Source organism: Leptospiraceae bacterium (assembly GCA_024233835.1).
Classification (GTDB): Bacteria; Spirochaetota; Leptospiria; order Leptospirales; family Leptospiraceae; genus JACKPC01.
In genome coordinates, this window is record JACKPC010000003.1 from 198,023 (window position 1) to 222,471 (window position 24,449).

At 36.7% G+C, this 24,449-nt stretch carries 16 protein-coding genes; 9 read left to right on the forward strand and 7 right to left on the reverse strand.

Annotated features, from left to right (window positions below):
- Positions 1-59 precede the first annotated feature (59 nt).
- The gene (locus H7A25_15335) at positions 60-338 is read left to right on the forward strand and encodes a hypothetical protein (protein ID MCP5501272.1); all 279 of its coding nucleotides are present in this window, start codon (positions 60-62) and stop codon (positions 336-338) included.
- 3 nt (positions 339-341) lie between these two features.
- Here the strand turns inward: H7A25_15335 and H7A25_15340 are convergent, their stop codons facing one another.
- Positions 342-2,348, reverse strand: a complete 2,007-nt coding sequence (locus tag H7A25_15340) for a helicase (protein ID MCP5501273.1) — start codon at positions 2,346-2,348, stop codon at positions 342-344.
- A 226-nt stretch (positions 2,349-2,574) separates the two neighbouring features.
- Here H7A25_15340 and H7A25_15345 point away from each other — a divergent pair, with 226 nt between their 5' ends.
- On the forward strand, positions 2,575-4,677 hold the full coding sequence (locus H7A25_15345) for a putative Ig domain-containing protein (protein MCP5501274.1): 2,103 nt from the start codon (positions 2,575-2,577) through the stop codon (positions 4,675-4,677).
- 43 nt (positions 4,678-4,720) lie between these two features.
- Here the strand turns inward: H7A25_15345 and H7A25_15350 are convergent, their stop codons facing one another.
- Together H7A25_15350 and H7A25_15355 are read right to left on the reverse strand one after the other, a co-directional pair.
- On the reverse strand, positions 4,721-6,160 hold the full coding sequence (locus tag H7A25_15350) for a DUF2330 domain-containing protein (protein MCP5501275.1): 1,440 nt from the start codon (positions 6,158-6,160) through the stop codon (positions 4,721-4,723).
- Positions 6,157-7,347, reverse strand: a complete 1,191-nt coding sequence (locus H7A25_15355) for a hypothetical protein (GenBank protein MCP5501276.1) — start codon at positions 7,345-7,347, stop codon at positions 6,157-6,159. The genes H7A25_15350 and H7A25_15355 overlap by 4 nt, the downstream gene beginning before the upstream one ends.
- Positions 7,348-7,469: 122 nt before the next feature.
- Between H7A25_15355 and H7A25_15360 the strand changes: the two genes are divergently transcribed.
- Positions 7,470-8,366, forward strand: a complete 897-nt coding sequence (locus H7A25_15360) for a hypothetical protein (protein ID MCP5501277.1) — start codon at positions 7,470-7,472, stop codon at positions 8,364-8,366.
- A 10-nt stretch (positions 8,367-8,376) separates the two neighbouring features.
- Entirely contained in the window at positions 8,377-9,531 is a 1,155-nt protein-coding gene (locus tag H7A25_15365) for a PD40 domain-containing protein (GenBank protein ID MCP5501278.1), read from the forward strand.
- Here the strand turns inward: H7A25_15365 and H7A25_15370 are convergent.
- From H7A25_15370 to H7A25_15380, 3 genes are all read right to left on the reverse strand, one after another.
- On the reverse strand, positions 9,528-14,807 hold the full coding sequence (locus H7A25_15370; protein ID MCP5501279.1) for an AAA family ATPase: 5,280 nt from the start codon (positions 14,805-14,807) through the stop codon (positions 9,528-9,530). The two genes, H7A25_15365 and H7A25_15370, sit on opposite strands and share 4 nt — an antisense overlap.
- A 293-nt stretch (positions 14,808-15,100) precedes the next feature.
- Entirely contained in the window at positions 15,101-16,195 is a 1,095-nt protein-coding gene (locus H7A25_15375; GenBank protein ID MCP5501280.1) for an acyl-CoA desaturase, read from the reverse strand.
- A 10-nt stretch (positions 16,196-16,205) separates the two neighbouring features.
- Positions 16,206-17,294 carry a ferredoxin reductase gene (locus H7A25_15380; protein MCP5501281.1) on the reverse strand — a complete coding sequence of 363 codons (1,089 nt, stop codon included), beginning with the start codon at positions 17,292-17,294 and terminating at the stop codon, positions 16,206-16,208.
- Between the two features lie 148 nt (positions 17,295-17,442).
- On the opposite strand from H7A25_15380, the gene H7A25_15385 reads away from it, so the two are divergent.
- The 5 genes from H7A25_15385 (at position 17,443) to H7A25_15405 (ending at position 23,451) form a co-directional block, all read left to right on the forward strand.
- Positions 17,443-18,075 (forward strand): TetR family transcriptional regulator, encoded by a 633-nt coding sequence (locus H7A25_15385; GenBank protein MCP5501282.1) that lies wholly within the window; start codon positions 17,443-17,445, stop codon positions 18,073-18,075.
- A gap of 131 nt (positions 18,076-18,206) precedes the next feature.
- Complete coding sequence (locus H7A25_15390) at positions 18,207-19,037, forward strand: hypothetical protein (protein MCP5501283.1); 831 nt, start codon at positions 18,207-18,209, stop codon at positions 19,035-19,037.
- Positions 19,038-19,064: 27 nt separating this feature from the next.
- The gene (locus H7A25_15395; GenBank protein MCP5501284.1) at positions 19,065-21,284 is read left to right on the forward strand and encodes a hypothetical protein; all 2,220 of its coding nucleotides are present in this window, start codon (positions 19,065-19,067) and stop codon (positions 21,282-21,284) included.
- A gap of 320 nt (positions 21,285-21,604) precedes the next feature.
- Entirely contained in the window at positions 21,605-22,729 is a 1,125-nt protein-coding gene (locus tag H7A25_15400; GenBank protein ID MCP5501285.1) for an AAA family ATPase, read from the forward strand.
- Between the two features lie 5 nt (positions 22,730-22,734).
- Positions 22,735-23,451, forward strand: a complete 717-nt coding sequence (locus H7A25_15405; GenBank protein MCP5501286.1) for an RNA ligase family protein — start codon at positions 22,735-22,737, stop codon at positions 23,449-23,451.
- A gap of 53 nt (positions 23,452-23,504) precedes the next feature.
- Here the strand turns inward: H7A25_15405 and H7A25_15410 are convergent, their stop codons facing one another.
- Positions 23,505-24,149 carry a class I SAM-dependent methyltransferase gene (locus H7A25_15410; protein MCP5501287.1) on the reverse strand — a complete coding sequence of 215 codons (645 nt, stop codon included), beginning with the start codon at positions 24,147-24,149 and terminating at the stop codon, positions 23,505-23,507.
- Positions 24,150-24,449: the final 300 nt, after the last annotated feature.

Below are 24,449 nucleotides of genomic sequence, written 5' to 3' on the forward strand. Positions count from 1 at the left end.
CATATATCTTTCTGAAGTTATACGTTTCTTAAAATAATAAAATCGAGGATCCTATCTTTATGGAGTGGGAAAAAGTTTTAAAAGACGCAGTAAAAGACAATATGATTAAGGAACTATACCTGACCCGGGTTCCGTCTTTAAAAACATGTGAAGACTGGAAAAAGGTCAAGGAAATCGGACTGGTAAATCATAAAACAAAGTACGCCCACTATAAAGGGGGCCTGGTTAAGTACGGAGACAGACTGTTTTACGTAACAGAAGAGAGGCTGGAAGCCCTTTCTCCCTTCCGTTCCTGGAATTTCAAAGCAACTATAAGAGTTACCGATCCTCAACCCTGATTTCTATCTCATTAATTTAATAATCAAGTTAAGTTTTTCTGAAATTAGGATTACATCCTGGATTTTAGACTTATCAATAATGATGGCAGTAGGGCTAATTTCTTCAAGAATGATTTTTTTGCCCTTTATCTGTCCAACTAATAACTCCATCACAGTTTGATCGGCTGTTTGAACCAGAACGCAATCTTCCTTAATCTGCACTACAGGTAAGTTGGTTCCCCAATCTTCTAATAAGAAGAGGAGGTTTTGGGCCAGTTCAGCTTTGCTGGATTCTTTTAAGAAATTTACAAATACTTCTTTGCTGTACCCCAGAAGAATTCCCTGTTGAAAGGAATCTTTATTCAACTGGAAGGTATATACCCTGTCATAATCTTTCAGCTCGGTAAAGGCCTTAAGTATATGAATGCCGTAAATAGAACATTTCTCCGGAAAAGCAATGATGGAGAAGTCCGGGTTAATGGTAATTCCACCTTTTTCGGTTTCTCTCGATACCGGCATCATCTGATAATAATGCTTACCCAGAGGGGAAAGAGCCAGGGAGCGAGTCGGATATTCTACTTCAAAAAGGCCAAACAGGTGTAGATAAAAAATGGCACTTACAATCTCTTTTCTCAGATCTCCAAGGTCTTCTTCGAAATTTTTAATTTTAAAACCGGGTGAAAAAACAAGCTGCTCTCTTACAACATTCGCAAAAATTACAGAAAGGTTTACCCTTTCCGGGGAAGCCATCACGATTTTAACGCAGCGGTCCAAAATGGGCTTATCGTAAAAAGGAACTTCCTGGGCAGAAAAAACCTCCGGATAATTCAAACGCTTGGTTCGAAACTCGTTCACTTCGTGAATCACCAGATTCATGAGTTCGAAAATGTCTCTTTTTAGAATAACATCAATATCCCCGGTTAATATTACATTTTCTCCCTTTATATCGAGTAGATTTAAAAGTCTTAAAATAGGTAAAACCAGTTCAATCTGGTAAACCTGGCCTTTCTCCGGGAAAATTTCAATATCAGGTTTGAGTAATTCCTGTTCGGTACGCTTATTATCTGCCTGTTTTATCTTTCCAGATTTGGCCAGGGTCAGACCTTTTCTGGAAATATAAGAAATCATTTTTTTGATATTTAGAAAAAAATCTAATTCATTAGTGCAAATTTTTTCCTGTTTTTGCCGGGTTCCTTTTTTAGCTGAAGCAACTAGGGGCTTTTTCTGGAAGTAATCAAAAACCTCTTTCGGGAAGGTGATGACCCGCATAAACTTCTCATCAATAAAATATTCATCCAGAATCAAAAACTTATCAAGTAAGGAGGGAACCATCACTTCAAATTTTCCACGATTTATATTGATATAATTTCTCAAGACTTCGGCTTCGACTACCCCACCATGAGTAAATACATAAATTAATACATCTTTTTCTGCTTCATCAATCGTAGCGAGGGCTGCTTCTATACCCTCTTCGGAAGCTGCAAACTTCGCATAATCTTCAACTTTAGTGGTCTTTTTACCTTTATAGCAACTCTTGATCCAACTTTCCGGAAATTTTTCTATAGCTAACTTTCCGAGTTCTTTTTCAAGGGATAATTTAAATTTTTCTCCCTTCGTGTTTGTATCGAGCTTTATCAGTCTGGCAATTTCTTCAAAAGCATGATACTTATCAAGATTATTGGTCAGCCGTTCCCGGTTTTTCCTCTGGTAAACCAGAGAGTATTTTCTCAGGACGTTTAACTCCATTTCTACGTTAATGGCCTGCAAAGCTACCTTTCTCACGATTTCCCCGAGAGTCTGAACATTTTTATTTTTCAAAATCAGGCTGTAAATGGTTACCTGAAGGGGAGATAGCTTTTCTAAAACACCTCTCAGATGAAACTCATCCTGAAACGACTCGTAAAGAAGATGATTGAGGCTTTTCTTATCTTTGCCGCTGGTTTTGGAAATGTTCCAGATGGTAGCTATTTTCTTGAGTTCATTGAGATCGAGTTTTGATAGTTCCTGAATTAAAATTGATTCTTGTTCCATAGACAGGTTATAGGGCCTTATTGAGGAAGTTTCATTATCAATAAGTTATAGCGAAGTCTATTTGTAAACAAAAATATAATTATGAGGAACTGAAATCGAAGTTTTCGAGAAAAACCTCATATTCCTATAGTCAGGCGGGAGAGTATCACCGACTTTCGATAAAAAATTTTAGATTTATTTACAAAACAGCCTGTCTGGTTTGTTTTAATATTTAAGGGGATTCATCATGAAGAAATTGGCTTTAGTCGTTTTAGGTTTTTCCATTTTTTTACATGCCTGCAATGTTTCCATTTCAAACTCATCCTCAAAGGATAATATTCTCAGGCTTTTTAGTTTTAATAATTCCGCCTCGAATCATACTGAACTTAAACTTTCGATCCAGGGAACCGTAAAAGATAGCAAAGGTAACCCGGTTCCGAATGCTCTCATTCCGCTTTCTTCAGAATCCCTGAGTACCTCGACTTCAGTTCAGAGAACTACAAATTTATCTTCAATTCGTTGTGTAGACTACGACACCCGAAAAGGGAAACTCATGTGTCTTCTGGTTTTAAAGACAAAGAATTTAAACTCCGGCTCTTCCTGTTTGAAATTATACTATGGAAAAAAAGAGGATACAGCGTCCGAAGCCATAGCGACTTTTTCCGGGCTTAAATCCGGGGATGAACTACGTCTGGTTCACCAAAGGATTATCCCTGAATTAGCCGACAGATTCCTGATTTATTCCTGTGATAATCAACAAAATACCCTGCTCAGTTCTGAAACTTTCACGGATGTAGCCTCCGGAACAATAAGTGATGCAAGTGGGAATTATACCTTAGCTCTAAGTTCCGGAAAAAAACACAGCTTATCGATTCAAACTCCTTCAACCGATCTGGGTTCCATATCTATTGATCTTTCTAACTATACAAGTAAAGAGTCTTTAGAAGAATTAAGGAATGATAGTACAAAACTTATAGTTTCAACCAGCGGCTCTATCCAAATAGAAATTAAAATAACTGAGGTCAAAAGCGAATCAATTGCAGAAGCAAAAACTACTGTCGAAACCAACACAACGACCGAGACTGCAACAACATCTATATCGGGTATTACTGTTTTGACAGATGCCATCAAGACAGATCCGGTTTTTACTATAGAAAACCCACCCTTAAGTCTTTCTTATAATTCGAGTAGTTTCACTTTTGCAAAGAATAGTTCAATAACAACGTTATCACCTATTGTTACCGGAGGAAATCCAACATCCTATTCAATATCTCCAGCCTTGCCTTCCGGTTTAAGCTTCAATACAAATACAGGACAGATCAGTGGAATTCCATCCGGCATCAATAACACTCAAACCTTTACTATTACAGGAATGAACTCAAGTGGGTCTGTCAGTACAAGCCTTAGCATAACGGTAAATGACATAGTACCTGCAATTACTTATACATCGAATACTCATTATTTCACAATTAATGCCCCTATTACTACCTTAGGTCCGACGGTAAGCGGAGGTGTTCCCACATCCTATTCCATAACACCTGCCTTACCTTCCGGTTTAAGCTTCAATACAAATACAGGACAGATCAGCGGAACTCCTACAGTTATATCAAATCTCTTAAACTATACAGTTACTGCCAGTAATTCAGGTGGAAATGCTTCCACTGTTTTATACATAGGAGTAGAAGGATTAAACTATGTATTAGATTTTGATGGTGTTGATGATAGGCTTACAACTTCAACAATGATTCCTTATAATTCTTCTACCTTCACGATTGCAGCCTGGATAAAAACCAGCGCAGGAGGCATTATTTTCTCCTGGGGTTCTCCGGTAGTTTCTAATTATACTACCCTTGAAGTATATCTCGGAAAAGTTCGTTGTGCCATTGGAAATAGTAACCTCAATAAAACCTATGTAGATGGAGTGGCTACCGTTAATACAGCTTCATGGATTCACATTGCTGTTGTTAAAAGAGCCAATGATGCTGTTGATTTGTATGTGAATGGAATATTAGATTTTTCGGGAACAGTAAATTCTTTACATTATACCAATTCTCCTACTGATACTTCTATCGGTGGAGGACTCATTAATAATATTTACCAAACATTTTTTACCGGCAAAATTGAAGATTTAAGCATCTGGAATGTGGAGAAATCAAGCGCTGAGATTTTAGCTTTAAAAACCACTCCTCCTCTTGGTAACGAAGCAGGTCTTGTGGCTTATTATCGTTTCAACACGGGAAGTGGTACAGCAGTACCCGATAACAGTACAGCAGGAACCTATAGCGGCACTCTGTATAACTTTGCCCTGACGGGTACCGCTTCGAATTGGATACAGGAAGCTCATCCGTAAATATTCTTTACTGTTTTAACTCTGCATTCCATTTCTTAGTAAATTATTTGCCCAGGTTAAAAAACCACTCTTCAAAGCGGTTTGAGTATTGAATAGGAACCGGACGGAAAAAAGGAGAGCTTCCTGTCCATATTTTCCCTAATCGTTCATTTCTTTTTTTCCTATCGGGAACATAAGCATTCATCTTCGCAGTGATTTCTGCTTTACTCATCCCGGTTAAAGAATGCAAGTTATCCGTCCAGAACTTCTTCCTCTTTTGCAGTTTCTCCATATATTCTCTGAAACATTCACATTTAGCTTCATCACCATGCCATGAGTAAGGGTGATGCACAATAAAACGGGTTTGAAAGTTGTCCTTATCTGGTGTTTCTTGAAACTCCAGATCTTCCGGGAATGTTTTTTCTGTGTAACGAAGGTGAAGTCTGGTTAAAAAAACATCATCAGATAATAATTGATACCCGGTTTCAGGAGAAGCACTTAACCAGTCTACACCCAATTCTTCCAAATCATCCTTACTATACGGACTGGCTGTGCAGGGATCGCAGATCTGGTTTAAATTCCACACATATTCAGTATATACATTCTCTAATTTATCTTTTTCTACTATTCTTTTAAAAATAGTTTTATACAAATTCGGGAAATCATTTTCAATATATTCCGGTAGTTCTGTATCCGAGGGAAGTTTTCGGGTTCTGTAATTTTTCGTCTCAACTCTACCGATTCGAGATAAAGTAAAAACAAATAGGTCCTGCTCCCCTTCCGAGTTTATCATCCCCAGTCGAATCGGAAGCATAAAACGAGGAGTTTCGAAATGGAAGAATAATGGACTTAAAAATTGAGTATCTCCTTTTTTTAATGTATCCAGACTCACCTTAGCTACAAAGAATTTCATGTCCTGTTTGATATAGGGTTTAAATGCTTTTGAGGCTCCTTCCGGAATTTTATACTTATTCTGCAAAAGATAGGTTTCGAGACCAGAAGAATACTTGGCGGATAGAACTTCGATATCATATTCTCCTACAGTATAAGACTCTTCAATCGTAATACCTAATTCTCTTGGGGTATAAACAGGCATTATTCGGGCCTCTTCTGTTGCGGTAAGCCCCCTGGCGGAAGCCGTTTCAGAAAAGCGACTTGCACGTCTTCTAGCTGAAACATCAGGGCAGGGGTTCGGATCAAAATAATCTACCAACCTCGGGGCAGTATAGGCATCGAGCTTATCAAAGAGCAGGGCTTTTTTGGTCTCTATCTGGCTTTTCTTTATTACTTCGGGAACCGGGACAACAAGGGCAAAATTCTTCAAATCACCTTTATAATCATTCATCATTCCTATAGTTGTCTTTTGTTCATTACGGATAAGAACTACCCGGGAGGAATTATTGAATAGTTTGGAATCAGCCTGAGCTACAAAAAAACCGCAAAAGCTATAAAGATAAATGGGGTTTAGAATAGATAAAAATACTAATATACTGAATGGTTTCATGGATTTTTCTCCTTTGAAAATAGAACTTCGAGATTCATTCGAATAAAGGGCAGGTAGGGTATAGAACTTCTTGAAGAGTGATTTATGAGACCGAGTTGCAGAAAAACATTTTTCCTGGCATAGTTATAGACTCCCATTTGAAAAAAGCTATCATCGTCTCTTACAGCAAAAGAGTATTGATTATCACCTATGTTAAATATTCCTATCTGAAAAGAAGCTTTCCTCTCCGCATAATTAAAGAATCCTAATTGGATTTTACTCTTATCTGCACGATTAAACAGACCTGTCTGTAGGATGAAATTTTCCCTTTTCGCTATATTATAAAAAAAAGCAAATTGCACAAAAGAGCCTTCCGAACTATTCTTTAGTATGGAAGTCTGAAGTATAGCTCCCCTTGCAGTATTATTGAATAACGATATCTGAGCCAAGGTATCGGATTTATTCCAATTATTCAGAGTTCCAATCTGCATTCCCCAAAAATCATTCGTTATCATGTTCCCTATAAACCCAAATTGTAACCCGTAACCACCTTTACCTGAATCATTAAAACCACCTGCTTGAACCCCATAAACAGACTGGTTCACCGAGTTCCAGAAGCCGAATTGAAGTCCAGCCATATCTCCATCAACCAAATTCTTATATATACCGGAATTGAATCCATAAACTCCCGCCGAATTTCCCGAGAATAGATTAAATTGCAAAAACTTGTTTGCAGGTTTTAAATTTAGACCCATATCAGAGTAAATCCCTATACCCAATAGTTTTTCATAAAAGGGGATTATGGGAGTATCCGGTTTATTTTCACTTACTTTTTTTTGTGGCTCATAAGATGCATTAAATTCTTCACTTCGTTTTTCTGAGGAACAGTAGCGGTACCCTTCGGGATCAAGCTCATAATAGCTTAAAGGAGGTTTTTGGGTATGGGTAAACATTCTCGGAACATAGCCAACTTTTCCTTTATATCTTACTTTAAAAAACACCCCTTCTTTCTGAATAATCTCAAGTTTTTCCGCTTTTTTTATAGGAAAATAAGAGTCTGTTACGATCTTTGGTTCTTTCATTAGCTTGGCCGACGGACTTGAAACGTAAACAAATTCTCTGGCAAACAAAGAAACCGAGGATAATAAAAGAAAAAGAATTATAAATGCTCTTGCATTTAGCTTCAGCTTATATTTTCTTTGTTTCATTTTATATGCATTATTTCCCCGAATCAATAAACTGCAAGTATTTTTAAAGAAAAAAATGATATTGCTTTTTTAACTTGCCTGAAGACTTCCTTACAGGCACTAGGTTACAAAAGGTATATTTAATGATTATAAACAAACGAATTCCTTTTCGCTTTCTCCTGTTTAAAATCAGGTTAGAGCTTATATTTATCATTCTCTATTCGATTATCATTGAAGTATTAGATGAATACTTCCATATTCGGAACATGTCCATTCCGATTGCAGTGCCCTCTTTTATAGGCACTACAATTTCTCTCATTCTTGCATTTCGAACCAATCATGCTTATGACAGGTGGTGGGAAGCACGTAAAATCTGGGGAGCAATCATTAACGATTCGAGAAGCTTAATTCGGCAGGTAATAAACCTTCCACTTATTGAAAAAAATTCAGAGCTATTAGAATTTCAAAAAAACTTTACCTACAGACAAATTGCCTGGTGCTATGCGCTCGGCGATTCTTTACGCGATCAACTAAACCTTCAGAAGCTCGAAAAGTATTTTCCTATTTCTCGAATTAAAGGACAGGAGAATATTCCGAACGCCATACTTTTCTTGCATTCCGAAGAAATTCGAGAAGCCTGTAAAAAAGGCTGGTTTAATTCTTATCAACAAATCTGTATAGAAGAAACCATTGTTCGCCTCTGTGATTCTATGGGCAAATGTGAGCGGATAAAGAAAACAATATTTCCGAGGATCTATTCGGTTTTCGTTCAAACTCTACTCTATCTCTTTGTTGCTATATTACCCTTTGGTTTAATTGATTATTTTGGCTATACAGAAGCTATTATAATTACAGCATTAAGTTCACCCTTTTTTATGTTAGAAAAAGCAGCAGTTGCTATGCAGGATCCATTCGAAAACACAGCACATGATATTCCTGTAACTAACATAGCAATGACTATAGAAGCCAATCTAAAGCAAATGTTAGGAGAAGATGTAAAAACTCCTCCTCCGAAAATTGAAAAGTTTTATATTTTATAAGGATAAATACATGAATTACAAACTTCTTATTTTATCTATCTTACTTATTTTTCAAGACTGCGGAAAAACAAAACAGATACAATATACAAGAAAACCCCTTCCCGAATCAGGAAATATTATACTCATGACAGATAGTAAGCATCCTTCTCGCAAATCTCCTCTTGTATTCTTCACACCTGAGGAAAAAAAAATCTATATACCGAACTTACAGGATTTAAAAAATACGGACGATCTCGGTAAAGATTATTTTTCTTATAGAGAATTTTTACTCACCAAGAAAAGCCAAAAAGCTCTTCTTATGCCAGAAGAAATGCAGAAGAGATACAGGGGAATTTTCGTTCCCTACCCGCTTCCGATTCTAAGCCCCGATAAAAAAATGTATCTACATGCAAAGAATGCAAGGATTGGTATATATAAAATTGATAATACTTTGATTAAAGAAATCAATACAGAGGTTTATCAGGACAAACCCGAATGGATGGATGCAGAGACAATTACCTACCTGATTAAGTATGAGCTATCGAAATCATCTTCCTCTGTAAATACTCCCTTAAAAAATAAGCACAAAATATATAAGTATCATCTCAAACAGAACAAATCCGAACTCGTATACAATTCTAAGGATTTACGAATTACACAATATGCGATAAGTCCGGATACTAAAAAGATGGCAATAGTCGAATATAATGACAAAGAAAAAAGCACTATCGCCTATTCTTTGCGTGTAATTCGTTTAAATACCGGAGAGGAAGTCTTTTTCCAAAAGGGACTTACCTATATCAAAAAAATACTCTGGTCAAAAGACGGAAAACTTGTTTATCTTGCCAAAATGTCTGAGGATGAGTATCCTCCCTCCACACTTTATTATCTTCATGAAAATAAAACAATCGAAAAGCTAATCGACCTTCCCTTACGAAAAGAAAAGCCCGGCTTTATTTTTGGAGAAGGTTATAAGGGAATAGATGATTTTACTTTTTCACCGGATGGAAAAAGACTTGCCTACATTGCTTCCGAACCCGGTGATTGTTATATGGCAGACGAAGGCGGAAACATAGCCTGTAAATATAGCATTTATCTATATGATTGGATGACAAAAAAAATAGAGCCGGTAGATAAAGAAAGGAAAAGTTCAGGCTTTCAAAGAATACATTGGTATAGTTTTTAAATTACCTTGTATTTGCTCCAAAAAAGATCGTTGGGGATGACTCCACTTTTACCTTTCATATATTCCTGTTTTAATCCGTTCACATAATACATTTCGACCTCTCCTTTACCCTTCACCTTCACCTTACCTCTATATTCACAATCAAAGTAATCTTTAACCAAATTGTATGCAGCTTCACTGATATTAATCTTACCTGCGACACCATTAGATTCCATACGCGATGCAGTATTCACCGTATCACCCCAGATATCATAAGAAAATTTGTGCTTACCTACAACTCCTGCTACTACCGGTCCAACATGAATTCCCAAGCGAAGTTCCCAATACGGAAGTCCCATCTCCATTTTCAATTCCCTGGTTTGATTCATGATCGATTGGATTTCCAAAGCTGCCAGACAGGCATCAATAGCATATGTTTTATTTTTCAGCGGAAGTCCTCCGGCACACATGTATGAATCACCTATTGTTTTTATTTTTTCCAGATTATATTTTTTCACCACATCATCGAAAAAATAAAAAGAAGCATCCAATTCCTGTATCAGGTCTTCCGGACTCATTTTCTCAGCTATCTTTGTAAAACCTTTAAAATCAGTAAACATGACAGATACTGATTCATAATATACAGGTTCGGCATAACCGTGCTCTTTGAGTTCCTTAGCAACTTCTTTTGGTAATATATTCAGTAATAACTTCTCAGATTCCATTCTCTCTTCCTCTACTTTTTTCAGCGCGACAGAAAGTTCTCTTGTTCTATCTTCGACCTTCTTTTCCAAATTTTCATATAGAAAAGCATTTTCTATTGAGATAGCCGCCTGTGAAGAAATAATTCTGAGAACTTCCAACCTCTTGGGAGTAAAGGCAGCGCTTATTTTATTGTTTTCGAGATATAAGATTCCCAAAAAGCGTTTCTGACTAAGGATGGTTGTACATAAAAGCGATTTAATATTTTTGGCTTGTATATACGGATCCTCTGTAAAATTTCCTTCTCTGCAAGCATCAGCTAATACAACTTCTTCTTTGCTGCGCTCTACATAGTTTACAATTCCAAGACAAAGACTTTTATTATCCTCAACGGAATGGCCGCTTAAAAGAATAGTTTCACCATTTTCCTTACGTTCTGCCTGGATAAACATCCTTTCACCCGAGCTTTCCACTAATAAAAGAAAGCCTTTTTCCGCTCCTGCGTTTTCGCAAACTGTATCCATAAGTTTTTGTAAAAGTTTTTCTAATACTACTTCACCGGAAAGAGTTTGTGCTGCTTTCGAAATTGTAGCAACATCCAAATTTATTTCATCTCCACTTATAAAAGTGTTAAAACTTCTTTCTTTCGATGCAAGCAAAGTATTTGTTGAGCAGGAGTTATATTCATCAATTCGTTCTTCAAATTTGTTCTGGTTAAGTAAGTCCGAGTAGTTTTCTCTTAAGAATTCCAATTTACGACTGGCGCCCCAGTTTTCATATACCAGATAAGCCTTTGATATATAAGAAGAAGCTTCGACTTCAAGTCCGATCTGCTTATAAAAATTACCGGCCAGCATTAAGATCATCCCTTCATCCTGTTGCCATTCTCCCTCCCTTGCTTTCTCGGCTGCTTCTCTATACAACTTTGCCGCTTTTAAAGGTTTGTTGCTAAGACTTGTAAGTTCCGCGTCCATAGCCAGACGCAAATGAAGAAAGTTAATAGGACAATGATCTGCCCATTTTTTCATCTGCTTATATCTTTTTTGAATTCGTTTCTTGAGTTTTCTTTTTTCCATCAATTTGGCTTTCTTATAAAGAGCCATACAAGTGAAAAAGCTTATGGTACACAACCTTGCTTCCGTAGGACAGCCTTTTATTGCATTTTCATACTTCTCCGCTTCAATTATATAATTTAGTGATTCACCATATTCTTCATACAAAAAGAGGATATCGGACTTGAAAAAGTGATAGTATGTAATTCCTGAAATATCATTTCGTTGTCGCATTCTTTCCATACATTCAATCTCATCAAAGCTATCTGTATTCATAGAGAAACGATCATTCGTAAGTCCACAATAATTTAAATTCGTTTGGTACGTTATGAAACTGGAATCTATTGCGACATCGAAATTTGTTGATTTACAAATAGCAATACTCTTGGATAAATACTGAAGCTTCTCTTTCAAATTTATCCCGGGATTCCAGGTATATAATAAAATACTGGAATATGCCAAATAAAACATATCTCCCGATTGATAAGCGGACTCAATGGCCTTTTGAAAGCCTGGAGTAAGTTCTTTCCAGTATTCATTCCAGGGACGAATAAAAAAATTATACGTAAATAAAGTTCTGGGTTCAAAACTCTTGTCCCTGTATTTTTCGTTAAGGGCAACAGCCAATTTTCCAAATTCGTAACCGTCTTTCGGGTTTCCGCTATAGTTTGTCAAAAAGTTCCCATACACAAAATACGAATAAGATGAGTAGGTTGAATTACCAAAACGAAGAGACAGGTTCAGCATTTTCAAACTGAGTAATACAACCAAATTTTCATTACCCATATTATATATAGCAGGAGCCATTTCTGACATAGTCCTTATTACTAACCTTTTTTCAGCATCTATCATTTCATCTTGATTGATAAGGTCTGAAATCTTCTTTTTTCCCAAATTTCGCTTTACAAGAAGAAATTCCAAAAAGATTGATAGAGGATTTGGGTTTAAAGGTATCTCGATACCCAAAAGAGATAAACTTTTCATTCCGACCTGAATGGATTCTTCAATTTTGCTCAATACAAGGTAATAGCTTTGGCGTAAATAGTAGATTTCTACTCTCTCAAAGTTGGTCTTTACTTTTGAAAGCATAAGTTCAATTTGACTTTCGGCTTCTTCTATTTTGCCTGTTAAATAAGCACACTGACAGTATTCCTTACTGATAGCCAATATCAAATTGTATTTGGTTTCCCAGGGGTTTTCACTTAGAACTTCTCTCGCGATCTTTATATATTCCAACGCGGGCTGATAGGCTGCAGCATCTCTGGCTTTAATTCCGGCTTTCAGATTCAAATAAGCTAAATTTTCTTTTTCGCTATCTTTTTTTATCAGCTTACGTCCTTCATTTAGATGTCTGAGAATATCAAGTAGTTTTTCCTCCTGCTCTGACTCATCCAAACTCTTAAGCATCAAACGACCGATAGTAAGGTGAACTTCTTGTTGTTGAGACTCTTCTATCAGGGAATAAGCTGCCTGTTGAACCCGGTCATGTTGAAATTTGTATTCAGGATTACGAGAGCCAATATTTGGTGTAATAAATTTGTAGTCTTCACTCAGCGGCGAAACCAATCCGGATTTTAAAGCGACAAATAAATCTAAATCTGTTTCTTCTAATGTTCTTTCATAAATGAGGGAAAGGGTTTTCAAGTCAAAGATATTACCAATGCAAGCAGCCAATTGTAATACACGTTGCGTTGCAAGTGGAAATTTACGTAAGGCTTCAATCATGAATTCCACAACATTACTGCTGCTTTCAATTTTCCTGATTTCTTCCAGGTTCCATTCCCAACATCCTTTCTCGATATTGAACCAGATAGATTCTTCTGCATACAACTTTCTAAACAGTTTTCCTACGAAAAAAGGATTTCCATCTGTCTTCTGATACAATAACTTTCCTAAATCTATACATACTTTTCGATCAGTCCAAAAAGTATCAGATACGATTTGGATTACATTGTCTTCATTTAGGGGTTTTAAGAGCAAAGTGTGAATTTCCCTTACTTTCTTAATTTCATCCAGTGCGAGACTCATGGGATGAACAGGGCCCACTTCATTATCACGATAAGCAGCGAGAATTAACAGGTAGGAAAGATCCTCTGACTCCATCCAGTGCCTAAGAAGATTCAAAGTAGGAAGATCACTCCATTGCAGGTCATCGAGAAATAACACCAGAGGATGTTCTGCATTAGCAAAAACTTTTATAAAATTGCGGAATACGATTTTAAAACGATTTTGGCTCTCCGTAACTCCAAGTTCCTGAAGAGGCGGCTGCTTTCCTATGATAAGTTCAAAGTCAGGAATCATATCCAAAACAATTTGTCCGTTAGGTCCAAAGCTTTGTAGTAATTTTTCCTTCCAAGCGTTTAGTTCCTCCTTTGACTCTGTCAGTAACTGATGAGCAAGATGACGAAAAGCCTGAGCAATCGCTTCATACGGACGATTTCCTTTAAATTGGTCAAATTTACCTTCAATAAAATAACCACGTTCTTTAACAAGTAGTTTATGAACTTCATATACCAGTACCGATTTCCCTACTCCCGAATAGCCCGAAATAAGAAGTAATTCGGAATTGCCATTGGCTACTTTCTCAAATGTTTTTAAAAGGAATTGAACTTCTGTCTCTCGACCGTAGAGTTTCTGTGTAATTTGAAGCTTCTCAGAAATATCATATCTTCCTAATGGAAAAGTCTCAATATTAGTTGTTCTTAAATATTGCTGCTGACATTCCTCCAGGTCTTTCAATAGGCCATAAGAACTCTGATAGCGGTCTTCTGCATTTTTTGCCATTAACTTCAGAATGATAGCTTCAATCATTTCAGGAATCTCCGGATTGAGTTCTGAAGGTTTTTGTGGTTCTTTACTGATATGGCAATAAACCCAGCCCATTATATCCTTTGCTTGAAAAGGAAGTTGTCCTGTAAGTATTTCAAACAAAGTTACTCCAAGCGAATAGTAATCCGCTCGATAGTCCAATTCCCTGTTCATTCGACCTGTTTGTTCAGGAGATATATAAGGAAGAGAGCCTTCGAGACGCTCAGTCACATTCAGACTTTGTTTCTCTCTTGATAGCTCAGATGAGATTCCAAAATCAATGAGTCTCAGTTCATTAGTTTTTGCATTAAAAAGAATATTACGAGGATTAATATTTTTATGAATAATATTTTTTTTATGAGACTTTCCAAGAATTTTAGTGAGTTCTAAAGAAATACTAAAAAATTGTTCGATAGAAAAATGTTCCTCTTTTCTTAACAATTTATCGATAGACTCAGAACCAGCAAAATACTCCATGATAATAGCAATATTTCCCTGCCCATAAGTATCCAGGCTAAACATCTCAATAATACCCGGCTCCTGAACTTTCTTTATAATCTCATATTCTCTTTTTAAGCGAGCCTGTTCCATCGATAGAGCCGGATTCTCTTTTAAAGTTTTAATTACAACTTCTTTGTTATCTGATAACCTCGTCGCACGAAGAATCAAGGTAAGTGATGATTCATGTATTGTTTCATGAATCCGATAGCCTGAGAGGTGAATGCTGATTGCCATAGATAGCGGCCTACTTCCTTTAGTGAAATGTTCACATATAGCGAAGTATACATAATAAACAGAAAGATTTTTCAAGCTTTTTTTATCCTGCTGGATAAAAAGCAGTATCCGCTCAATTTTTCCGGATTTTTTTCCGGAAAAATGAGCTAAGCAAATACAGATAAATTATCTCCTCAGAGAAGATTTGTTTTTTCTATGCCTACCAGATTCAGGTTCTGAAAAGATTTTAATCCTGATAATAACCTCCGGGTCAATTTCACAGAATTTAAAAACTCTAATTCATCACGTCAAGACTATACTGCCATAATTTTCTCTGCATAATTATCAGGAAGAGAATAGGCAAAAATTCGTTTCCAGGTTTGAGAGAACTGACTCCAAAAACCACCTGTGTTATAGTGCTGACCGTAACGTTCACAGATTTCTTTTAGACGGGGTGCAATTTCCTCATATCGATTCGCCGGAATATCAGGAAAAAGATGGTGTTCTATTTGGTGGCTTAAATGTCCGGACATCAGGTAGAAAAATTGGCTCCCTTCTACATTAGAAGATCCTTTGATTTGTCTGAGATACCATTCTGCACGATTTTCATTCAGTATATCTTCTTCAGTAAATGTTTCCACATTATCAGTGAAATGACCGCACCATATAACCGAATAAGCCCAGATATTTCTTGCCATATTTGCCAGAAGATTTCCGAGTAAAACCTTGGGAAAAAATGGACCGCTTAACAGGGGGAATAGAAGATAATCCTTAATCGCAATCTTCTCTCTTTTTTTCAAAAACTTCTCCCGTTTTTCTTTAAAAGCAATTTTGGTTCTTTCTTCTTCGGGAAGTTCAAAAAACTCGACATTATAGCCATGCCTTCCAACTCCCCATTGAAAGCTGAGAGCCAGAAAAAAGTTGGTTATAGGTTGTAAAAGGTGGGAAGGATTCCATTCCCTTTCTTTGGAAAGTCGCATAAATCCATAGCCGAAATCATGATCTTTTCCGATTACGTTAGTAAAGGTATGGTGCATATAATTATGAGAATATTTCCATTGATCACTGTCACAGGCATTATCCCAGTCAAAGTATTTGGAGTGTAAAGAAGGTTCATTCATCCAGTCAAATTGTCCGTGCATTACATTATGACCGATTTCCATGTTATCCAGAATTTTAGAAAGGGATAACATTCCAACTCCACCCATCCAGGTAAGCGGATCGAGACTAAAATGGATTAAAAGTCTACCTAAAATCTCATTATAACGGGCAAGGCTATGAATGCGACGAATATAAGCCGCATCCTCTTCTCCCACTTTGCTAAGAACTTCTTCTCGCAAAGATTCTAATTCCTTACCAAAGCTTTTGATTTCTTCTGAATTTAGTTTTTTATAATAAGCTGTTTTCATAAAATAGTCCTTACAGTTCCAATTCAATATCTGTTTCTATAGTGCTAATACAGAGTTGAATATGCTCTTCAGTTAGACCCGATACATTTCCATTGATAAGATTCTTTATCTGACCGCTCTTTTTTTCACACTTACAGGTATGACAGATTCCCATCCGGCAGGCACTCTGAGGATAAATTCCGTTTTTTTCCAGTTCGGAAAGGAGATCATTACCTTTGGAAAGTCTTAAAGTTTTATGGGAGCGTAAAAGTTTTACTTCCCTTTCATCCGATTCAGTCACTACTGTATTAACATAGGGTGTAAAACTTTCTGTTTTAAGATTTTTTAAAATAGCTTCTTTTTGATAAACGTCTTGCACGGCTTCTATAAGTGAAGATGGTCCACAGAGAAAAGCTTTTCTTTCTTTAAAATCAGGTATATACTCTTTAAGAAGTTTCAAAGAAAAATGACCGGAGTTATAGCCTTCCCTTTTTTCTCGTGTAAAAAAGATATGTAACTGAAAATCTGTATGTTTTTTTAAATACTTCAGTTCTTCCTGAAAAATAACACTTTCCTTATCCGGAACAAAATATAAAAGTTTTACATCCCTTTTGTCCTGCAAAACAGAAAGTTCCTGTAGATTTGAGTAAACAGGTGTTATCCCGCATCCGGCAGCTATGAAGAGAAGTGGCTCATCCCCCTCCTCTTCCGGAAAGAAATTTCCCTCGGCTTTTCCCAGTTCGAGGTAGTCTCCCACCCGAACCTGTTCATGCAAGTAAGAGGAAAAAAAACCATTTTCCTTCTGCTTAACGGTTATCGAAATCGTTTTTTCACCCGGTTTACAACTGATAGAATAAAGCCTTGTATGCCGTTTTCCTCCTACAGTTAGGCTTACAGGCAGGTATTGCCCGGCTTTGAAGCCCTTCCAGTGAAAATTAGGAAACAGGGTATAGGTTTTGACATCCTTCGTTTCCTGTTTAATTTTACTAACTTTGGCCAGAACCCGGTACAGACTGAAAGCAGGGTGGATATGCTGAAGTAAAAAATCAGCCCAGCTTTCCTGCAAAAAATAGGCCTTGAGCTCGGAACTTGAATTGTGAATGAGAGGTATCGATTTCATTTTCGCTTCTCCTTATTGTGAACAACTGTTCACCAAGTTAGACTATTTGTTTTTTCTGTCAATCGAAAAAAAACCTTTACGGTATTATTTTTTTTTATTTTGTATGGAAAGGGAACTCTTTAGAACATTGAAAGTTAATAGTAAAGAAATGCAGAAACTACGGACAAGAAGCCTCCTTCTTCGTTCAGCACTAAACCTTATGGGAGAAAACCGAAGCCTTGATTCTTTAAGCTTACGGGAAGTTACAAGGGAAGCAGGTGTGGCTCCGGCTGCGTTTTATCGACACTTTCAAAGTATCGAGGAACTGGGTTTGAGCCTTGTCGACGAAGTGGGAATTCGGATCCGTTCTTTATTACGGGAAGCGAAAGAAGCTCCCTATCGCCTGGCCTTAAAAGAGACGGTAGAAATTTTCTTTCAGTATGTAGCCGGAAATCGTTTTCATTTTAGTTTTATTTCCAGAGAACGACTCGGAGGAAATCGAAATATTCGACATGCCATTCGAAGAGAAATGTCTTATATTGCGAAAGAGTTAAGCGAAGGTATGAAAGAATTTCGTAATGTACCCGGTTTAAAAATTGGAGAATACGAAGAACTATCGGAATTAATTATAAGCACCATGTTTAACCTGGCCGGTGAATTTTTGGATGTACCGAGGGGTGATGAAGAAATTAAAACAAGACTTTTGCGAAAAAGCGTAAAGCAACTTCGCCTTATCCTGCGCGGTGCTTTATGGAATGAACTCAAGCGAATCAAAAAGCATGGGAAAATAGGAAATTACTGATTTTGGATAATGTTTTTATACAGGTAGAATATCCTAAAAGTGCACCAATACCCTCCCAATAAAAAACTTGTCAGGTTTTTGTTTTTTCGGAATACTGGGAATTATGCTATCAATTCCATAAGGAAATCATTATGTCAGAAAATACCAGAAATTTTACAGCCAACCAGCATACAGAAATACAGCGCTTACAGCACATGCTGCATATTGAGGATAAGGAAACTTCCTATTTACAAAAACTCGATGGAGAAGAACTTTTTCACCTTCGCTCCAAAATAGCCGATGCCCTGCAAAATGAACATGCAGAAACATGGGAGAAGCTCGCCAAAGTTTCCAAATTCATGCCGAATTTCATTAATGCAAAAATTGCACAGGATATATTAGGAGCTTCTATCACAGCAAACTTTACTTACTTTATCCCTATAAAAGATGCTCTGAATATTTCTTCTATGTTCTCTATTCCCTTTATGGCAGATGTTTCCGAACACCTGAATCCTTCCCGACTCGAACCCCTGCTCAAGGAATTTCCCATTGATCGAATAAAAAAAATTGTGGTAGAAATGGAAAAACGAAACGGATACTATACTATGGGAAACTTTGTTGACTACATCCCTTCTGATAAAGTCAGTATCATTGCCAATCAAATTCAATCGGAAGAGACTCTCATTCGCACAGCTTCCTTTGCCAACAAAAAACATCGTTTAGCTCCTATCATCGCTGCTTTCTCAGATGATAGATTAAAAAAACTTTTATTAAAAGGTGATGAACTAAAACTTTATGAAGAAATCATTCTTATTATGCGACACATTCCCGACAATGAGCTTCCCCGGTATCTGGGAATTCTTATTAGTATCGGGGGCTCAGTTTTTCAAAATTATCTGAATGCCCTGAAAGCGTCTGAAGAATCCGATATACAAAAAATAAAAAAAGCTCTGAATACGATGGGAGTAAATATTGAATTTTAACAGGTTCAAATTTAATAAAAAGTAAATATGAGTACAGAACCCTTATTTTTCTACGAACATGTTCCAACAAAAACTATTTTACGCTCCATGAATAGTGGAGGAATGCTTCAAGTTATTCGTGATTTTCAAGAAATTGCCCGTTTCTCTATGCATCTGAATTACTCACCAAGTTGTTCTGAAAATGGAATTGTATATTTTCATGACAGCTATGGTAGACGCACTTTAGATTTAAACTTACCTTTTCCTCAGGAGCCGCAAAAAGCAATAAATGGAGACTTGATTCATCCAAATGGAAAGTATATTATCCATTATGCAATGAAGGAATATCCGTATAAATTTAAGGATAAATCATATGCAGGTTTGCTGTTTATTGATAGAAGAACCGCTGAACCGGAAGTTCTCTGGAATGGCGATACCTCAAATCCTGAACTTGTCCCGGTTTTCGGACAAACATTAGAAGAAGCTTCAAAAAGAGAACCTTATGATGATGTGTGGAAAAAAATAGAAAAGCCAATAGAATTTCCCAGAATCTTATTTGATTCGGAAAGTAAAATTTGGGCTCTTTTGCAAAATTACAGACTTGTAATCGGAAAAGAAGATAAATTATTAAGTTCTGTATTTTGGAATAAATACACATTTTTCCCGATAAAAGCAGAGTTTGATCTGAAAAAAGAAAGACTCTTACTGCTCGGCTCTCATGGAATTTTAGCTTTTTCCTTTGCTGGAAATTTGGATGCTTATTGGAAAGCAAATTTAGTCTGTGAACCTTATGAAGAATACGGAGAAATTCTTACAGAAAAAGAGTCACCGCTGGTTAGCCCTCCCCTGATACTGGACAGAGAAATCTGGGTGATTGCGGCTACCCATAAAGCCGAATATGGTTCACCTTCCTGCTATGAAGTGCTAAAATTTAACAGAGACGATTTAACCTTTTTAGGTCAACATAAAGGATTTCCCCCAAAAAGAGATCCTGATGAAAATGCGATTCTATATGCTTTATCCGATGGTTCTATAGCCTGGGTGCCAAATACCTTACCTATAGAAATCCTTCCTGCGGAAGGTTCCCATCTTACATCTACTGAAATTGTAAAGATCATAGGAGAAGCCAAAGAGCCTATAGTTCCTCATCCTTCCGATTCCTGGTATCTGCACTCTATTGGCGAAACCGGAGAACTACCGGATATAATTCAGGCAAGCCCTGAAGAAAGAAAATCTTTAGCTCGTTATCTCTTAAATGAACTCATGGAAGATAGAAGATTCACACAGCTAATCGAAATCGATGTATCAGCTTTTCAGCCCTATATTTCACAAATTGTGGAATGGAAAGAAGACAGACTTAATTTGCTCCGTGAAATGGATTGGCAAAATTTCTGGAAAATTATGTACGGGCTTCCCGATTCTTCTGTTCAAAAAATTGCAAAAAAACTTGGCACAAAGAAAAAACTGAAAAATTCAGATAAGAACTATATCCAATTATTAATAGGAGCCGGAACTACATTAGCCCTCGAAACATTAGGAGAACTGGCCAGAAAACATTCGCTTGCCTCTGAACTTTGTTCTGACTTTCTCCTGGAGGTCTTAGAAAGCGGGCCTGCGATTCCCCGTGTATCTCGAACTTCCCACGACATAATTGCCTATCCGGATACAGAAAATGAAAACCAGGAAGGTATTTTCTATCCTCTAAGACACTCTGAATATTTACCTGAAAAATTTGGTTGGACCTGTAGATCCAGCATGGGCCACATTCTTTCTATAGATTTAGAACTTCTGAAAGTAAACTCCCTTATGTCCTCTTCCTTGAAGTTACATCACTGGTTTTTATCTACAGGCGAAGAGTGCTGTGATGAGTCGATTTGTACCTATTATGCTTACCGGAATATAAAAGGCTCTCATCAGTTGATTCAACTAATAGCCGATCTGGCTTCGGCGAATCCAAAAGAACGTCCTGAGCAAACCGATTGTGAAGGTTCCGAAACTGAGGATAGACAGACCAAAAAATATAAAATAGTCCTGGAGTCACATATACCAGATAGACCCTGGAAAGTAAAAACCCTGGGAAAATTAGGTGGATACCCCGATTGGTGGCAATCTCCGGAAATACCCAGCTGTCCAGATTGCGGAAGAATGATGTTTTATATAGGTTACGTTAAGGCCGATTCCATCAGAGATGACATGATAGATGCAGCCTTATATGGTTTTCATTGTGAAGATTGCGGCATAGGAGCTCAGGTAGTACAAATTACTTAAACGACAAGTAATGCACTGAGATAAAAAAACTTGCTTTTTTTCAACCTTTTGTATTATTCTCTGTCTAAGTTATAATACAAATAGGAAGACTGCAAAGTCTTAAACCAAAGAAAATGTAATACGCATCTCTACAAACATAGAACAAGTGTCGGTTTCCAAAAGCCCCAGATTTTGATTTTATCTACCTTGTTCCTAACCAAAACTTCATGAATAGGGTTTATATACCTATTTACACACAATATTGTTCATTCCTGCTATAGCTATATACAGAGAATAGATATATTATTTAAACGATTTGTTCAAAACATAAGGAGAAGAAAATGGATTTTGCAAAAATCCTTTCTTACTTTCAAGAAAGACATGAAGTATTTTATAAGGATATGCGTACCTGCGAACATTCTCTGAATGAAAAGGAGTTCAATCCTTACCATCAGGAAGGAGATGTGTGGACACATACCGAGATGGTCTTAGAGGAAGTTAAGGACTTAAACTCACTGGACAAAACCTCTATTTTTATTGCCTGCCTCTTACACGATGTGGCAAAGCCTTATACCCGTGTAGAAAAATACTCCCAGGGCTGGCAGAGACAGGTTGTATCTTTTCGAGGACATGAGTCTCTTTCTACATTTCTTGCCATAGACCTTTTGCTGGACTTTGAAACCGCTTTAGAAATAAAGCTGAATAAAGAACTTATCCTGCATGCTATCAACTGGCATGTGGTTTTACACAGGATAAAGCTGGAGGAGAATGGTTTTCTATCCGATGAAAATGTGCTATTTTTAAACCGGGCATTCAGTACAGAAAGAGATAAGGGAGCTATCTGGGACATAATGTATGGCCTAAATCGCTCGGATGCACTCGGACGGGTTTCGGATTCGTATAAAACGGATAAAGAGAAATTTAAGTATTTAGAAAACTTTATACCGTATTATCCGATTCGAAATTTGGGAAATGAAGAGAAAAAACCGGAAATTATAGTGCTTATCGGCTTACCCGGAAGTGGAAAAAGTAGTCTGGCTAGAGAAAGATATGCAAAACATAAAGTACTTTCTTTGGACGAAATGATAATGAACTATCCGAAATATAAGGGATTAAGTTACCAGGAAGCACGAACAAAAGCCATGCAGTCGGATAAGATGCGGGAATTCATTAGCAAAGTCTATGATTCCATAAAAGCGGATTCTGAAAAAGGTATTCATCTTTTAATTGATAATACAAATCTTACAGAAGATTTGCAAAACCGTGTTTTGAGTAATCTTCGAAAGGATTATTATAAGAAAGCAATCGTCTTTCTACCCGGAGAAAATACTCTCTATAATCAATTAGAAGAACGGAAAAAGAAAGAAGGAAAAGATATTCCGAAAGATGTAATCAGGAAATATGCAGCTGAGCTTTACATCCCCGGTTATCATACCTTTGACGAGATTGAATTTATCATCAGGTGAAGATTATGGACAATATATTTAAACACAAATCGACTTTACATCATTCCTTTTCCGGTACCCTGAGCAAAGGAGATGAATACGCCTCTCCTGACGTGATCGAGTCCTTTGAAGGACAACAGATTATCATTACCGAGAAGATGGACGGCGGAGCTTCGTCTTTCACCAAAAAAGAAGATGGAAGTCTGCACATTAATCTGAGATCTTTAGAACAGGTAGATCCTGCTGATAAGAAAGCAAGCTGGCTCTGTAATTATGTGGATCTTTTGAAAGAAAAGCTTCCTCTGAACTTTCGTTTCAGCGGTGAGATCTTAAAATGGAAACATTCTATTTACTATGATGAGCTTCCCTCTTTCTTCATGCTTTATAGGATCTGGAACGATAAAAATGTGTCTTTAGGCTGGGATGAGCTTACAGAATGGACAGAGCTCCTCGACATTCCTTCATTCGGGATTGATAAGATGTATTCTGTACCTCTTCTATACAGAGGAATCTATGACAATTCTCTTATAAAGGAAATCTTTGATGAAACCGTAGCTTCCGGTAAAGAAGGAATTATCGTTCAACTCGAAGGACAATTTCCTTACCCGGAAGATATCTGGTATTATACGGATATTCTAAAACTGGTTCGTAAAGGTCACGTACAAACAGATGAACACTGGTCGAGACACTTAGAGCCGAATCAGTTAGAAGAAAATTCTCCTTTTCGGAATATTCCGGGCTAAAAATATTCTTCCGTGAAGGCGAGCCTCTGAAGGGTCGCCTTCAGAGGAATATACTAATTTAATTTTCTTACAACAATTAAAAATTCTTCTCTCTGATAATCATAATCCGCAGTATTACGTTCGAGGGCTTTAAGGAAATCTAAAAAAAACGGCTGACTAAGATTTTTCCGAATGAATCGAAAAAACATTTTTGCATCCTGGTTTAGATAAGGTTTAAGGTTATTTAAAAAATTAAACCAATTATCTTCAGTCCATTTTTTTGCATATTGAATCATGACAGAAATAACGTAATCATACTTTTTATCCAGGGCGATTACTTCATCCGGTTGAATATTACAAATTTTCTTTTCAAGATTAAAGAATTTGAACATATCATTATATATCTCTATATCTAAATCGATCCCGGTATAAGCATGATTATGGTACTGGCATAAGAAACCTAAGTATCCGAAACCCGAACCTAAATCTAATACATTTTTATTGGTTTCCCTATGTAGATTTAGATACTTAAAATATTGTAAATTAATGGAAAAATATCGAAACAGGTCAAAGTATTTCACGGTATTTTTGAAATCAAAGATATTATAGTTGCAATCTTTATAATGGTAGGAATTGGCTAACTCATAAAAACCTGAATAATTAAAATTATTCAGATACCGATTAAGCTCTTCATGACTTAATAATAAATCTCTATTCATACATCTCCGATTTCAAAAACTCAATAATTCGCCCATCCTAAAAAATGGTTATACACCGTGCAATCATTAAATCAAAATTTCTTTTATTTCTTCCGACTTTTCATCTAAAAATAACCAAAAAAAGATATAAAAAGTCGCTGGAAGTGATTGATTTTTTATGCTTATTTGTTTATATAGTTTAGATAAAATGGCATCTAAAAACAAAACAGCTCAATCCAATATTTACAAGGATGAAAAATCTAAAACAAATCAAACAAAAGCAATTTATCCGAATCTGGTTCGACTGATTTTTTATATATT

Coding starts and splice junctions, on each gene's coding strand:
- H7A25_15335 (MCP5501272.1), top strand. CDS start 60: ATGGAGTGGGAAAAAGTTTTAAAAGACGCAGTAAAAGACAATATGATT.
- H7A25_15340 (MCP5501273.1), bottom strand. CDS start 2,348: ATGGAACAAGAATCAATTTTAATTCAGGAACTATCAAAACTCGATCTC.
- H7A25_15345 (MCP5501274.1), top strand. CDS start 2,575: ATGAAGAAATTGGCTTTAGTCGTTTTAGGTTTTTCCATTTTTTTACAT.
- H7A25_15350 (MCP5501275.1), bottom strand. CDS start 6,160: ATGAAACCATTCAGTATATTAGTATTTTTATCTATTCTAAACCCCATT.
- H7A25_15355 (MCP5501276.1), bottom strand. CDS start 7,347: ATGAAACAAAGAAAATATAAGCTGAAGCTAAATGCAAGAGCATTTATA.
- H7A25_15360 (MCP5501277.1), top strand. CDS start 7,470: ATGATTATAAACAAACGAATTCCTTTTCGCTTTCTCCTGTTTAAAATC.
- H7A25_15365 (MCP5501278.1), top strand. CDS start 8,377: ATGAATTACAAACTTCTTATTTTATCTATCTTACTTATTTTTCAAGAC.
- H7A25_15370 (MCP5501279.1), bottom strand. CDS start 14,807: ATGGCAATCAGCATTCACCTCTCAGGCTATCGGATTCATGAAACAATA.
- H7A25_15375 (MCP5501280.1), bottom strand. CDS start 16,195: ATGAAAACAGCTTATTATAAAAAACTAAATTCAGAAGAAATCAAAAGC.
- H7A25_15380 (MCP5501281.1), bottom strand. CDS start 17,294: ATGAAATCGATACCTCTCATTCACAATTCAAGTTCCGAGCTCAAGGCC.
- H7A25_15385 (MCP5501282.1), top strand. CDS start 17,443: ATGCAGAAACTACGGACAAGAAGCCTCCTTCTTCGTTCAGCACTAAAC.
- H7A25_15390 (MCP5501283.1), top strand. CDS start 18,207: ATGTCAGAAAATACCAGAAATTTTACAGCCAACCAGCATACAGAAATA.
- H7A25_15395 (MCP5501284.1), top strand. CDS start 19,065: ATGAGTACAGAACCCTTATTTTTCTACGAACATGTTCCAACAAAAACT.
- H7A25_15400 (MCP5501285.1), top strand. CDS start 21,605: ATGGATTTTGCAAAAATCCTTTCTTACTTTCAAGAAAGACATGAAGTA.
- H7A25_15405 (MCP5501286.1), top strand. CDS start 22,735: ATGGACAATATATTTAAACACAAATCGACTTTACATCATTCCTTTTCC.
- H7A25_15410 (MCP5501287.1), bottom strand. CDS start 24,149: ATGAATAGAGATTTATTATTAAGTCATGAAGAGCTTAATCGGTATCTG.